Consider the following 14,027-nt stretch of genomic DNA (forward strand, 5'->3'; position numbering starts at 1 on the left):
CGCAGTACTTCTCGCCAACAGAAGGCGCGGGCGAATCCTTTTGATCGCCCGCGCTTTTCCTATATAGGGGCACATCACCTTATCTGTTTGGACCTTTGCCATGGCTGACGCGCCGATTACGCAAGACGTATTGACGATCCCCCGGAAGTTGCCGGAGGGACCTGTGAACCTTGTTGGTTTGACCCGTGCGGCCATGCGTGAGGCGTTGATCGCCCACGGAACCCCAGAAAAGCAGGCCAAGATGCGAGTGGGCCAGATCTGGCAGTGGATTTACCAGTGGGGTGTTCGCGATTTTGATGTGATGACGAACTTGTCCAAAGCCTATCGCGCCGAACTGGCCGAAAAGTTTGTGATCGAGATTCCTGAAGTTGTTTCCAAACAGGTCAGCGAGGATGGCACGCGCAAGTGGTTGGTTCGCATTGCGGGCGGTCACGAGGTCGAGGTCGTCTATATCCCTGAAGAAGGGCGCGGGACCTTGTGTATTTCTTCTCAGGTGGGCTGCACGCTGACCTGTTCATTCTGCCACACTGGTACCCAAAAACTGGTGCGCAACCTGACGGCCGGAGAGATTATCGGGCAGGTCATGATGGCGCGCGACGATCTGGAGGAGTGGCCCGTTCCGGGCGCGCCCAAAGATGAGACCCGCCTTTTGTCCAACATCGTGCTGATGGGCATGGGTGAGCCGCTCTATAACTTTGAAAACGTACGCGATGCGATGAAGATCGCGATGGACGAAGAAGGCATTCAGCTCAGCCGTCGCCGCATCACTTTGTCGACCAGCGGAGTCGTGCCCGAGATCGAACGCACCGCAAATGAAATCGGCTGTCAGTTGGCCGTGTCCTTCCACGCGACCACGGACGAAGTGCGCGACAAACTGGTGCCCATCAACAAGCGTTGGAACATCGAGACATTGCTTGAGGCCTTGCGGGCCTATCCGCGTGGCCGCAACTCGGAACGCATCACGTTCGAATATGTGATGCTGCATGGGGTGAATGACAGCGACGAAGACGCCCACCGTCTGATCAAGCTGATTGAGGGCATCCCGGCCAAGATCAACCTGATCCCGTTCAATGAATGGCCGGGCGCGCCTTATACCCGCAGTTCGAACAACCGCATCCGCGCCTTTGCCGACATCATCTACAAGGCCGGTTATGCCAGCCCGATCCGCAAACCTCGGGGCGAAGACATCATGGCAGCTTGTGGTCAGTTGAAGTCTGCGACTGAACGCGCGCGCAAAAGCCGTGCGCAAATTGCGGCAGATGCAGGCCTGGGTTGAATCCGTTCAGATAGCGGCCACAATTGGTCCTAACAATTTCCAGATCGTGAACGATTGTCGCCATTCTACGTCGCGATGATCATCACATAGAATTTAAGAATCTGGAGAAAACCCATGTCGATCATTGTTGACCAAGACCAATTTGCAGAAGCGCAAATACTTGATTTTGTCATAGGCGAACGGAACAAGGCATTGTCGCGTCGCGAATGGAAACACCGTCTGGCCGGTTTTGGCTATAGCATCCGCGAAACGGAAGCCGGTGATATTGTCGAGACCATGCTGAACCGCGTCAAAGTGTGCGTTCTCCCGACCGAGGCATTGGCCTAAAGCATCAAGCCTCGGCGCTTTTGCTAGGCATCTCGTTTGGAACCTGAAGTGACCCACGTCCCAGAACACGCATCAGCTTGATCGTTCTGTGAGTTGGTAGATCGAGTTTCTGTACCCGCGCCGCGTCCACGATAACAGTCGAACCGGACCATGCTGACGGCGCGCCGGGCAGGAAAATAACGACCTTGGTGCCTTCGCGCTCGATCTCGAATGCGATTTGCTCATAGTCGTCGAACCGCACAACAACCGGGAGCAGCATGGCTGCCAAGTCTTCCTTTTTGGAGACACTGCCGAGTACGCCTTTGGCAACGGCATAGCCGGGAATTGTATCGGTCAGCAAACCATCAACCACTCCAACTTTTCCAGAAAGGAATGCGGTTTTTGCCAGCAAGCCTGCAACATAGCAGACGGCCAAGATTACAATGATTGCAAGGAAGTTGACGAACGCGACGCCCGCAACTCTGCTGATCGGAATGATCTGGTCGATTGGTTCCGCCACAACCATGCTGAGCTGAAAAATCTTGGCAAGAAGGATCGATATCACAGCGACTGGAATAAGAAATATGATGCCGCCAAGCATGGTCGTTTTCATTGTACGTTTCTCCGTATGTATTGCGCCCACCGATTTTAATCGGGTGAGATATTAGCGCCCCGGCACTTCGCCGCGTTTCTCGGTTGGACCCCAAGTGTCGATGATATCGATTGCCTGTTCGGCCGTTTCAACAAAGCGGAACAAGTCCAGATCGTCCGCCGATATGGTGCCAGCATCGGACAGGGCGTCCCAATTGATAATCCCCTCCCAGAACGCGCGGCCAAACAGCAGGAAAGGCACACGTTCCATGCGCCCGGTCTGGATCAGGGTCAGGGATTCAAAGAGTTCGTCCAGCGTCCCAAACCCGCCAGGAAACACACAGATTGCACGGGCACGCATCAAAAAGTGCATCTTGCGAATGGCAAAGTAGTGAAAGTTGAACGCAAGATCGGGTGTGACGAATGAATTCGGCGCCTGTTCGAATGGCAGAACGATATTCAGTCCTATGGAACGTCCACCAGCGTCGTACGCACCGCGATTGCCCGCCTCCATCACGCCGGGGCCGCCCCCTGTCACGATGATGTTTTCGGTTCCACCAGTGGCCACGGATTTTTCTGTCATCAGGCGCGCAAATGTACGCGCCTCGTCATAAAAGTGCGACAGATCTGCGAGCGTTTTTGTCCGTGCTGAATCCTTATCAACGGGGTCCGGGATGCGCGCACCGCCAAACATGACGATGGTCGATTCCACGCCTGCTTCGTTCATCATCAGTTCAGGTTTGAGCAACTCAAGCTGTAACCGGACGGGGCGCAATTCTTCGCGACACATGAATTCCTCGTCCGCGAAGGCGAGCGCATAGGCGGGCGAACGGGTTTGGGGCGTGTCTGGAACCCCTTCGGCGGCCGTACGATCTGTATGGGCGTCCCGAAACGGGCTGTGTCGGTCGTCTTTCATCAAGGCGTGCTCCTGTGGCCAGTATGCAGCGTAACTGGCGAACACGGGCTTGCCCAGATGTGATTGCAAGGTGCCTCGGATTGTTGTCTAAGCGCCGCGACCATTTGGGGAGACAACGCGATGTCCAACGCACAGCTTGAAACCGCAATCGAAGCCGCCTGGGAGGCGCGTGATACCATCACGCCTGCCACCACCGGAGAAACGCGCGAGGCGATCGAAGATACGTTGAACGCGCTGGACAGCGGTCAGCTGCGTGTGGCGGAGCGCCAAGACAACGGCGATTGGCACGTGAACCAGTGGGCCAAGAAGGCCGTGCTGCTGGGATTCCGCATCAAGGACATGGAACAGCAGGATGGCGGCCCGCAGGGCGGCGGCTGGTGGGACAAGGTCGATTCCAAATTCAAAGGCTGGGGCGATAACCAGTGGCGGACCGCTGGTTTCCGGGCTGTTCCCAACTGCGTTGTGCGCAAATCCGCCTTTATCGCGCCCGGCGTGGTGCTGATGCCATCATTCGTGAACCTCGGCGCTTATGTCGACAGCGGCACCATGGTCGATACATGGGCCACGGTCGGTTCCTGCGCGCAGATCGGAAAGAATGTTCACCTGTCAGGCGGCGTTGGCATTGGCGGCGTGCTAGAGCCAATGCAGGCGGGACCAACCATTATTGAAGACAACTGCTTTATCGGTGCGCGCTCCGAAGTGGTTGAAGGCTGCATCGTGCGCGAAGGGTCCGTTCTGGGCATGGGCGTTTTCATTGGGCAGTCGACCAAGATCGTAGATCGCGAGACCGGCGAATTCACTTATGGCGAAGTGCCCGCGGGATCGGTTGTTGTCGCAGGGTCCATGCCGTCCAAGAACGGTGTGAATCTGTACTGCGCGGTGATCGTCAAAAAGGTCGACGCGCAGACCCGCTCCAAAACATCCATCAACGAGTTGCTGCGTGACTGACACGGGTAAAAAGCCCAAGAAACCGTCGCGCCAGCAGGTCTATACCCTTGTGGTTCAGATCGGCCGCAAGACAGGCGACGGTCTGCCCGAAGGCGCGACCAGCGCGGCATTGATGTGTTTTGCCAGCGGCGTGGACGAGGCCGAGGCGGTGCGCGAAACCGTGGCCCTGCTCAAACAGGCAGACACCGCCCCTTTGGATGTGACGGGGTACGGCACTTTGGCTGATCGAGAGGCCGAGGGCCACGAGATTGGAGCGGATGAGCGCGAACTGATGCAGCGCGCTCTGGACGAAAATTCGGTCATCGTGGCTCAAATGACCCCGTTCTTTGGGGATGAACCTGATACGGACTAGGCGGCGCGCTGATCCAGCAAAGTGATCGCTTCGAACGGGCGCAGCACCTGATGGTATGGTTTGGCGTGTTCTGGCAGCAGACGGCTTGGCGCATCGTGTAAAACACTTGCGGCCAACCGCGGTTCATCCCGTCTGATCCGCCCGATATAGAGACTTTCTACCGCGCATCCGGCTGCTATCAGGACTTCATGCCCCGGCAGGACAACTTGGACGTAATCCACGAGTGCTCCGCTGGCGGCCCAAGTCGCGGCATAGCCGTTGACCACGTGACGTGCGGGGACAAGCACCGCCTCTTGCCCGAACATGTATTCCACTTCGGATCCGCGCAAAACCAGCTGTTGCTCCGGTGCAACGATGATGTCTTGGGTCAAGCCAAAGTAGGGCGCGCGCAGGTGCACAGGCGCAAAACTGCCCCGTGCGGGCACCCGAGTGCGCACCGCGTTCAATACTGGGACGATGGCACCAGTGTCTGTGATCACTGTGTCCCCACGTTGTAGACGTCCCGCGTCCTTGTATCCGCCGGGCGTCGCGATAGGCGTTGCAGGATGCAATGTCGGCATGGGTCCAATTGGGGTGATTTTGGTGGACACCCCGGCAAAGACCACATCTCGGGACAGAGTCCGTTCTGCCATGCCCAGCATCAAATCACGCGCGTCTTCGGTAAGCTGAGGGTGCGCCGCATGCACCGTGTTGGTAACCGTCTGCCCACCCTGGGGTTTCTCAAGTGCCAGACGACCCCAATTTATGCGCGTGTCCCATGAATAGGTCACACGCAAAGTATATGCCCGACCATCGCCCGACCATTTTAGTGCCGAATGGATCAAGTCATCCTTGTGGCGGTGCACCATAGCGACTCCGCCACCCGGAAGCGCGCTGAACATCAGGGCGCGTGGCCATGGAGAATGGTGTGTGATCCCGAAAAGGTCGTGCGGCCGTGTCTGTCCGGGGACATGTGTTTCAAACATAAACGTCCCGCGTTCAAGGCGTTTGGGCAGGTTCGCTTCGGTATGATCAAGGTCCAACCCCGACCGGGAAAAACGGCCGTCTTGATGGTCTGTCAGCCCGATCCAGCTCATGCGGCGGCCTGTGCTGAGCGCCACAACGTCGCCTCATACCCTTTGAGCATGCGGCGTGCCGCGGGGCTATAACCGTCGCCTGTATGTGGGTCTAATTCAGGGAAAATGGCGCAGATTTCATCAACCGCCTCAGCTTCCATACTTTTGACAGTCTGCGGCCCTGGCAGAAAGCTTTCGGTCGCAAGCCCATCTGAGTACACCACCTGATGCTTATCGAACATCAGATGGACGTAAGTGACTTCTCCGCCGTTACGGCGGATGACTGAATGATCGTTCACCAGGTCTTTGGCGGCGATAAGCACCTCTGCCTCGCCAAACAGCAATTCGGACAGGCTGTCGCGGATCAGTACACGGTGCAGCGGTGACACCATGACATCGCTATGGCCCCCAAATGTACCAGCTCGGATCAGGATGGGCGCAAAGTCACCTACAGCGGCAACCGTACGTGTGCCGACCCACCGCAAGGCTTGTGGGCCATCGTCCTGCGTCAGCACCAGATCGTCGGGCCGCAGATCCTCGACGAGGACATCACCGCACGGCGTGGCAATGCGAGTTCCGGCCACGAAACAGGGAATGGACGTGGCGTTGACGAACCCTGTGTCGGTGTTCACCCCATCCGAAATGGCATAGGTGAAGTTGAAATCCTCATCGTCGCCATCGCCCTCGATGGTCAGTTCACCGTTCTCGCCGACAATGACCTTCTGTCCGGTGGGCAATATGACTTCGCTGTTGAGGCTTACTGGTTGGCCGTTGACATGGGTAATAGTCAGTGTCGAATTTGACGGGCTGAGATCGTTATCAAGGACGTTGATGGTGTTGGACCCGTCCGGGTTCACGCTCACAGTGTCCGTTATGGCAACCAGTTCTGTTTGAACGGAATTGGCTGCGATCAGCAAGTTCGAGTCGAAAGAGCTGTCACCAACATCGGCAATGCCCAACCGGATCGTATTCAACTCTCCGGGTTTCACGACCATCGTCAGGCTGAGCGTTACGGTAAACCCGTCCATCTCTGTGTTGAAACCGTCGTTGGTGTTGTCGACATAGAGGTTTTCGTTTGTGGTGTTGTTGACGTTGCCCGGGTCGATGTCGCCATTGCCGACTTCCATCTCGACCAATTGCCCGTTGACCCAAACCCCGACAAGGTCCTGAAAGATCGAATTCTGGAACTCGGGGAATTCATCCGAACTGAACGTGAATTGCATGGTCATCACGTCGTGATCGGGTATGAAGTCGACGTCGAGATAGGACGCATCGTAGGTGCGCACGCCAGCTGCCGCGTTGAAATCACTGTTGTTGTTTTGGCCGCGGGTGTTTGTAGAGGTGAAATTTGACTGGTTCGCCTCGCCGGAGGAGTTGGTGTAGTCCTCAGCATCGCCAGTAGACAGAATAACGCCGGTTCTTCCCGGTGTTGCGCCCAAGGCGTCATCATTGTCCACGTCGAAGATACCAGCGCTGTCGACATCACCAGTGTAGGACGCAGACTCGACCGATACGCCATTCCCGAAAATGGCGTTTGCCATATCTTCAGCGCTGGTGCCTTCGCGCACGGTTGTTACGGGGATTTCTATTGCTGAAACCATGTTCTGCCTGCTTCAAGACCGAACGCAGAACAGACGCAGCGCACGCGGTTTTTTCGCGTGTCATATCGTGCAGATTTTGCACTTTGGTGTGGTCACACGTTGGCGACCGAACTGCTGTTACCCTGCCTCGGGCTGTATTATTATCCTTGGAGCCTAGCACAGGAGTTAACCTGTTGTTAACTGTCTTGTCATGCCAAGGCCCCGGAAACGCGACCTTTTCGCCACAACCTAAGGTAGGAAGTGCCAATGTCAGATATTGATCCGGTCGCGCTGACAGCCGATCTTGTGCGCTGTCCGTCCGTAACCCCTGCAGATGGTGGGGCGTTGGATGTTTTGCACGAACTGCTGAAGGCCGCAGGTTTCGAGTGCGCTTGGGCCGACAAGGGCGGTATCCGCAACTTGTTTGCCCGATGGGGCCCCAAGAGACACGCCCGCAGTCTCGGATTTAACGGTCATACAGATGTCGTGCCGGTGGGTGACGCGGCCGCTTGGTCCATGGATCCGTTTGGGGCAGTGGTACAGGACGGCATCATGTATGGGCGGGGCACGACGGATATGAAATCCGGCGTGGCTGCATTTGCTGCTGCCGCGGTGGATTTTGTCACGAACACGCCCCCAGACGGGGCCGTTATCCTTGCCATCACGGGGGATGAGGAAGGCGATGCAATCGACGGTACAACCGCGTTGTTAGATCACATGCGTGATGCGGACGAGGCGATGAGCGACTGTCTGGTGGGAGAGCCCACATGCCCCGAAACTATGGGCGAGATGATGAAGATCGGGCGGCGTGGCTCGATGACGGCGTGGTTTACGGTGACCGGCGTGCAGGGCCATTCGGCCTATCCGCATCGAGCTAACAATCCTTTGCCCCCTCTGATCCGGCTGATGGATCAACTTGCCAGCCACGAGTTGGATCAAGGCACCGATCATTTTGATGCGTCGACCTTGGCGATCGTCACCGTGGACACGGGCAATCCGGCGACCAACGTGATCCCAGCCGAGGCTCGCGCTGCCGTGAACATCCGTTTCAATGATCTCCATAGTGGGAACAGTCTTTCGGCTTGGCTCAATGCACAGGCCGATGCGATCGCGACCCAATATGGCGTCCAAGTTGACGTGCGCATCAAAGTGTCGGGCGAGAGCTTTTTGACACCACCCGGCCCATTGTCCGATCTTGTGGCGCGTGCGGTTGAGGACGAGACAGGCGTCGTTCCAGTCCTCAGCACCAGCGGCGGGACGTCAGACGCTCGTTTTGTCAAAAACCATTGCCCGGTCGTTGAATTTGGTCTTGTTGGCCAGTCGATGCACAAGGTTGATGAACATGTTCGTGTCGACCATATCCACCAGCTCAAGGTGATCTATGGGCGCATTTTGCGAGACTACTTTGCATGAATTGGACGATTACGCAGACTGAAGACGTGGCGACCTGTCTTTCATTGCGCCGCACCGTGTTCATGGAGGAACAGGGCGTAAGTCTTGCGGATGAAATAGACGGCCGCGACGAAGAAGCGTTGCATGTTTTGGCTACTGTGGACGGAAAGCCTCTTGGCTGCGCACGGATACTGATCGCTGAAAATGTCGCGGCGATTGGGCGCGTTTGCGTTTTGAAGGACGCGCGGGGCACGGGCCTTGGTGCAGCGATCATAATGGCGTGTCTTGAAATAGCGCGGCAGCAACCGGGACTAACACGGGCAAAGCTGGGTGCGCAGACACACGCAATGGCATTTTATGAGAAACTAGGGTTCGCAGCATTCGGCCCTGTTTATGACGATGCAGGAATCCCGCACCGCGATATGGACCGCGCTCTTTGAGACCCACTTTGGTGATCATGGTCAAGGTACCGCGTCCGGGTCGGGTCAAGACTCGACTGGGGCGCGACATTGGAATGGTTCCTGCCACGTGGTGGTTTCGTCATCAGGTTAGGCGTTTGTTGCGTCAGATTGAGGATCCTCGCTGGGATGTGGTTCTGGCGGTTGCGCCAGACATCGAAGGCGTTTCGTCACGCTGCTGGCCTGCACATTTCCCACGCTGGCCGCAGGGTCGGGGCAATTTGGGAGACCGGATGGTGCGCATGATGCGCTGTGCGGGTGGCCCGGTCTGTGTGATCGGGGCCGATGTTCCGGGCATTACACGTGCACATATCGCCGACGGGTTTGCAGCACTTGGGCGCCATGACGCAGTGTTCGGTCCGGCCCTGGATGGGGGATACTGGCTTATTGGGGCCAAGTTAGGCTCTCTTTTACATCCTCGTGCGTTGGATGGAGTGCGTTGGTCCAGCGAACACGCGCTGGCAGATAGCCGTGCGGCCCTTGCCGGGAAACGGATCGCTCTGATCTCAACGCTCGCTGATGTTGATACAGGCGACGATTTGCCATGACGTCATATGGCATGCGTGCTACCTGATCTGGCATGAGCCGCATCCCATCCAAGCCCGAGATCCTTGACTGGATCGCCGCAAATCCGACCCTGACAGCCAAGCGCGATATTGCCAAAGCCTTTGGCATAAAAGGGGCTGCGCGGATTGACCTCAAGCGCCTGCTCAAGGAACTGGCTGAAGAAGGCCATCTTGAAAAGCGCAAGAAAACCTATTCTGACCCGGACCGCCTGCCGCCAGTCAGCGTGCTGCTTGTGGCCGCCCCGGACGATGATGGCGATTTGTTCGCTCGGCCCATGGAATGGCACGGCACCGGGGTTGAACCCAAAGTGTTGGTGATCCCTCGTGCCTCCGACCCGGCTCTTGGCGAAGGCGACCGTATTCTGGCGCGTCTGACTTTGGTGCAAGCAGATGACCACCACTACGAAGCCCGCCTGATCCGGCGCATCGGTTCCAACCCAGCCCGTATTCTTGGTGTTTTTCGCCAAGGTGCCGAAGGCGGTCGGATCGTTCCGGTGAATAAGGGCAACCAGAACGAATGGTCTGTGCCCAGTGACGCGACAGGTGGGGCAAAAGACGGCGAATTGGTCGAAGCCGAGCAGGCCGGTCCAAAGGCGCGCATCGGGCTGCAACGCGCCCGCGTGGTCGAACGCCTCGGTAATCCGGGCGCACCCAAGGCCGTGTCGCTGATTGCGATCCATGAACACGGCATCCCGGATGCCTTTCCTGATGATGTGGTTGCCGAAGCAGATGCGCAAAAACCGAAAGGGTTGAAAGGGCGCACCGATCTGCGCGACATGCCCCTGATCACCATTGATCCGTGGGATGCACGCGATCATGACGATGCCTGTTACGCCCATGCCGATGACGATCCCAAGAATGAGGGCGGGCATGTCATCTGGGTCGCGATTGCGGATGTCGCGGCCTACGTCACGCCCGGTTCTGCGCTGGATCGCGAAGCCAAAAAGCGAGGAAATTCGACCTACTTCCCGGATCGTGTTGTGCCGATGCTGCCAGATCGATTGTCGGGTGATCTGTGCTCGCTGCACGAAGGCGTTCCGCGGGCATGTATAGCCGTGCATATGCAGATCGATGCACATGGGGAAAAGATTGGGCATGAATTCCACCGTGGCCTCATGCGTTCGCCTGCATCGCTAAACTATGAAGAGGTTCAGGCGGCCATAGACGGTACTCCGAACGCACGCACTTTGCCTTTGTTAGAGCCTGTTTTGAAACCACTCTACGCCGCCTACGCCGCGTTGCTTGATGCGCGTCACCGGCGACAACCGCTTGAGTTGGACCTGCCGGAACGTCAGATCGTGCTGGAGGAAGACGGCACGGTTTCATCTGTTGCGTTCAAGGATCGTCTGGATGCGCACCGCCTGATCGAAGAGTTCATGGTGTTGGCCAATGTCGCCGCGGCCGAGACGCTGAACGCGAAGAAATCACCCCTCCTGTTTCGCAACCACGAAGAACCTGCGCCAGAAAAGCTGGAAGCCTTGCGTGAAACTGCGCAGGCGGCTGGCCTCAACCTTGCCAAAGGGCAGGTCCTGAAGACGGCACACCTGAACCGTCTGCTGGGACAGGCGCGCGATACGGATGATGCGGAGTTGATCAACCTGTCCACTTTGCGTTCGATGACACAGGCCTACTACGGACCTGCGAACTTTGGTCACTTCGGGCTGGCATTAAAGAACTATGCGCATTTCACTTCGCCCATCCGGCGTTACGCTGACCTGATCGTGCACCGCGCGCTGATTTCGGCCCATGGCTGGGGCAATGACGGGTTGCGCGCCGAGGATGCGGACACGCTGGAAAAAACGGGCACGCATATCTCTGATACCGAACGGCGGTCTATGGCCGCTGAACGGGACACGACAGACCGGTATCTGGCCGCATACCTTAGCGAACGGGTTGGGGACGAAATGGAAGGGCGCGTGGCTGGCATCGCCAAGTTCGGCGTGTTTGTGAAGCTGGATGACAGCGGCGCAGACGGGTTGGTGCCCATGCGCGCCATCGGTGCAGAGTATTTCCACTTTGATCGTGAGGCGGGCACGCTAATGGGTGCAGACACCGGGTTGACGATCAGTGTGGGCCAACGCGCCACCGTCCGTCTGGCCGAAGCGGTGCCGGTCACGGGTGGCATTGCTCTCGAACTTTTGGCGCTAGATGGGCAATCGCTGCCCAAAGGCCGGACCAGCCCGGCGGGCCGCAGTCCGCGCCGCAAGGCCGTCAAGTCCAAGCGTCGCGGCGATAAGGTCAAACGCAAGATCAGCCGTAAGCGTTAGCGCATTCTTACTGCCATTTTCTGACAGGATGTATGGTAAGGTCATGTCATGACCCGTACCCATCGCCTGTTCCAATTGATGCAAACCCTTCGCCGACTGGCGCCACCCATTACGGCGCAGTCACTGGCTTATGAAATGGATGTGTCGCTGCGCACGATCTATCGCGACATCGACGAATTGCGCGGCCTTGGTGCGGTGATCGATGGCGAGGCTGGGTTTGGCTTCACCCTGATCGAGGATGCGACCCTGCCGCCGCTGGGCTTTGAGGATGACGAGCTTGAGGCGCTTGTGCTCGGGTTGCGGGATGTTGCTGCGATTGCTGACCCTACTTTGGCAAAAGCAGCAAGCTCGGCACTGGCCAAGATCCAAGCACGTGTGCCCCCGAAACAGGCCCATAGATTGCAGCATGCTGTGCTGGACGCGCGCCGGTACAGGCAGCGTCTAGAGCCGCGCATAGATGTCGCGGCCCTTAGGCAGGCGGCGTGGGATGAGGTTAGCGTGCGCTTTGCATATCACGATGCCAACGGAGTTGCGACGGAACGGGCGGTCAAACCGCTGGGCATCGTCTATTTCGACGAAACGAATGTGCTGCTTGCTTGGTGCCACCTACGGCAGGATTTCAGGATTTTCCGCCTCGATCGGATGGACGACCTGTCTGTGACCCAAGACAGCTTTCGCCCGCATCGCGTATCTCTGCTACGTGATCACCTTGCGCATCTGCGTGCCGAGGACGATCGGCGGGCAAGGGACCGCACAGGCACAGATTGAAGCCTTTCGCGACAGCGCTATTTTCGATACAATAACGGCAACGCGAAAAAGCGAACATGAGGCAAAAATGCGGTGGGCAGTCACCTTTGGGGCCATTGTTGGTGCCCTTTTGATTACGCAATCGGCGTTGGCACAAAACCTCAGCGGGTCGCTGAGACCTGAGGTGCGACCAAGAGGCGACGAGGTGAGCAGGGCCGCTTCGATTCCCATTCTTGTGGTTCCGGGTCCGTCCGTTTCGCGCCCCAAGTTGCGCCCATCGGCAGTTTCAGAAAAGGCGCCGCCCCAAGTTGCGCCCTCGGCCAAGGACGCTGGGTTTCAGGATTGGCGTGTCGGCTTGCGCGCCCGCGCACAAGCCCAGGGCATTCGCGGCGACGTGTTTGATGGTGCATTCCGGGGTGTGCACTATGACCCGGACGTGATCAAACGCGACCGCAACCAATCTGAATTTAGCAAGACGATATGGGAATATCTGGACAGTGCTGCTTCGAACACGCGGGTCGAAAACGGCCGCGCCGCGCTGCGTAAGCATCGCCGCGTGCTCGAGGCTATTGAGGCCCGTTATGGCGTCGATAAGGAAGTCGTTGTTGCCGTTTGGGGACTGGAAAGCAATTACGGGACGTTTCGCGGCCAAAGTGACGTGATCCAAAGCCTTGCCACACTGGCCTATGATGGTCGCCGTGGAGAGTTCTTTGAGCAGCAATTGATTGCTGCCCTCAGGATTCTGCAAAGCGGCGACACGAGCCCGCGTGAGATGACGGGATCATGGGCTGGGGCCATGGGGCATACGCAGTTTATTCCGACCTCATATCTCGACTATGCGGTGGATTTCACTGGCGACGGCAGGCGCGACATCTGGTCGGATGATCCGACCGACGCGCTCGCCTCAACCGCTGCGTATCTGGCGAAATTCGGTTGGGAAAAAGGTCAACCTTGGGGTGTTGAAGTCAAACTGCCGCGTAACTTCGACTACGCGCTGGCTATTCGCACGGTCACCCGGACACCTGCCCGCTGGGCGCGGATGGGGGTCGTGGGTATGGACGGAAAGGCAGTTTCGAACCATGGGCAAGCGTCGATCCTATTGCCAGCGGGCAGTCAGGGCGTTGCGCTGATGATATTTGACAACTTTGGTGTGATTGAGCGGTACAACGCGGCGGATGCTTATGTGATCGGTGTCGGGCATCTGAGTGATCGCATCGCAGGCGGATCAGAGTTCAAGGCCAGTTGGCCTCGAAGTGATCGCGCGCTCACCTTTGCCGAACGCCAAGAGATGCAGCAGCGTTTGAGCGCCGCCGGCTTTGATACCCAAGGTGTCGATGGCAGGATTGGGCCCAAGACGCTTGAAGCGGTACGAGGGTTTCAGCGCGCGCAAGGCATGACACCGGACGGCTATGCTTCACTCGAACTGCTGCAACGGCTGCGCTAGCGTTTGACGCTCATACATTGAACGTCACCCTCGGCCGGGTGCCGCATTGGCGAAGGTTTATGGCCAGATTGAGCCTAGTGAATGCCTGCCGCTATTGGCACCGGAGACAGGTCCGCCGCCAAGCATACG

At 57.8% G+C, this 14,027-nt stretch carries 14 protein-coding genes; 10 read left to right on the forward strand and 4 right to left on the reverse strand.

The genetic code is table 11. From position 1 onward, the window contains the following. Positions 1–100 precede the first annotated feature (100 nt). Together rlmN and DHN60_RS08795 are read left to right on the forward strand one after the other, a co-directional pair. On the forward strand, positions 101–1,276 hold the full coding sequence (rlmN, locus tag DHN60_RS08790) for a 23S rRNA (adenine(2503)-C(2))-methyltransferase RlmN (protein ID WP_108836917.1): 1,176 nt from the start codon (positions 101–103) through the stop codon (positions 1,274–1,276). Between the two features lie 114 nt (positions 1,277–1,390). Beyond that, on the forward strand, positions 1,391–1,603 hold the full coding sequence (locus tag DHN60_RS08795; RefSeq protein WP_108836918.1) for a hypothetical protein: 213 nt from the start codon (positions 1,391–1,393) through the stop codon (positions 1,601–1,603). Between the two features lie 4 nt (positions 1,604–1,607). Here DHN60_RS08795 and DHN60_RS08800 read toward each other — a convergent pair whose 3' ends face one another. Next, positions 1,608–2,195, reverse strand: a complete 588-nt coding sequence (locus tag DHN60_RS08800) for a hypothetical protein (RefSeq protein ID WP_108836919.1) — start codon at positions 2,193–2,195, stop codon at positions 1,608–1,610. A gap of 51 nt (positions 2,196–2,246) precedes the next feature. Then, positions 2,247–3,089, reverse strand: coding sequence for an LOG family protein (locus DHN60_RS08805; protein WP_108836920.1), 843 nt, complete (start codon positions 3,087–3,089; stop codon positions 2,247–2,249). Positions 3,090–3,209: 120 nt separating this feature from the next. Here DHN60_RS08805 and dapD point away from each other — a divergent pair, with 120 nt between their 5' ends. Then, positions 3,210–4,037, forward strand: coding sequence for a 2,3,4,5-tetrahydropyridine-2,6-dicarboxylate N-succinyltransferase (gene dapD / locus DHN60_RS08810; RefSeq protein ID WP_108836921.1), 828 nt, complete (start codon positions 3,210–3,212; stop codon positions 4,035–4,037). Further along, positions 4,030–4,389: a hypothetical protein gene (locus DHN60_RS08815; RefSeq protein ID WP_108836922.1), complete on the forward strand. Its 360-nt coding sequence runs from the start codon at positions 4,030–4,032 to the stop codon at positions 4,387–4,389. The genes dapD and DHN60_RS08815 overlap by 8 nt, the downstream gene beginning before the upstream one ends. Here DHN60_RS08815 and DHN60_RS08820 read toward each other — a convergent pair. Next, positions 4,386–5,465 carry a Hint domain-containing protein gene (locus DHN60_RS08820; protein WP_108836923.1) on the reverse strand — a complete coding sequence of 360 codons (1,080 nt, stop codon included), beginning with the start codon at positions 5,463–5,465 and terminating at the stop codon, positions 4,386–4,388. The two genes, DHN60_RS08815 and DHN60_RS08820, sit on opposite strands and share 4 nt — an antisense overlap. Beyond that, positions 5,462–7,045 carry a Hint domain-containing protein gene (locus DHN60_RS08825; protein WP_108836924.1) on the reverse strand — a complete coding sequence of 528 codons (1,584 nt, stop codon included), beginning with the start codon at positions 7,043–7,045 and terminating at the stop codon, positions 5,462–5,464. The genes DHN60_RS08820 and DHN60_RS08825 overlap by 4 nt, the downstream gene beginning before the upstream one ends. 246 nt (positions 7,046–7,291) lie before the next feature. Between DHN60_RS08825 and dapE the strand changes: the two genes are divergently transcribed. From dapE to DHN60_RS08855, 6 genes are all read left to right on the forward strand, one after another. Continuing rightward, a complete protein-coding gene (gene dapE, locus DHN60_RS08830) occupies positions 7,292–8,437 on the forward strand; it encodes a succinyl-diaminopimelate desuccinylase (RefSeq protein WP_108836925.1) in 1,146 nt (381 codons plus the stop codon). Further along, the gene (locus tag DHN60_RS08835; RefSeq protein WP_108836926.1) at positions 8,434–8,856 is read left to right on the forward strand and encodes a GNAT family N-acetyltransferase; all 423 of its coding nucleotides are present in this window, start codon (positions 8,434–8,436) and stop codon (positions 8,854–8,856) included. The genes dapE and DHN60_RS08835 overlap by 4 nt, the downstream gene beginning before the upstream one ends. Further along, positions 8,853–9,422, forward strand: a complete 570-nt coding sequence (locus DHN60_RS08840) for a DUF2064 domain-containing protein (protein ID WP_108836927.1) — start codon at positions 8,853–8,855, stop codon at positions 9,420–9,422. Before DHN60_RS08835 ends, DHN60_RS08840 begins: the two co-directional genes overlap by 4 nt. A 32-nt stretch (positions 9,423–9,454) precedes the next feature. Beyond that, positions 9,455–11,707 (forward strand): ribonuclease R, encoded by a 2,253-nt coding sequence (rnr, locus tag DHN60_RS08845; protein ID WP_108836928.1) that lies wholly within the window; start codon positions 9,455–9,457, stop codon positions 11,705–11,707. 48 nt (positions 11,708–11,755) lie between these two features. Continuing rightward, positions 11,756–12,475, forward strand: a complete 720-nt coding sequence (locus tag DHN60_RS08850) for a YafY family protein (protein WP_108836929.1) — start codon at positions 11,756–11,758, stop codon at positions 12,473–12,475. A 67-nt stretch (positions 12,476–12,542) separates the two neighbouring features. After that, the gene (locus DHN60_RS08855) at positions 12,543–13,898 is read left to right on the forward strand and encodes a lytic murein transglycosylase (protein ID WP_108836966.1); all 1,356 of its coding nucleotides are present in this window, start codon (positions 12,543–12,545) and stop codon (positions 13,896–13,898) included. Positions 13,899–14,027 lie beyond the last annotated feature (129 nt).

This window comes from Tateyamaria sp. Alg231-49, from assembly GCF_900143535.1.
Classification (GTDB): domain Bacteria; phylum Pseudomonadota; class Alphaproteobacteria; order Rhodobacterales; family Rhodobacteraceae; genus Tateyamaria.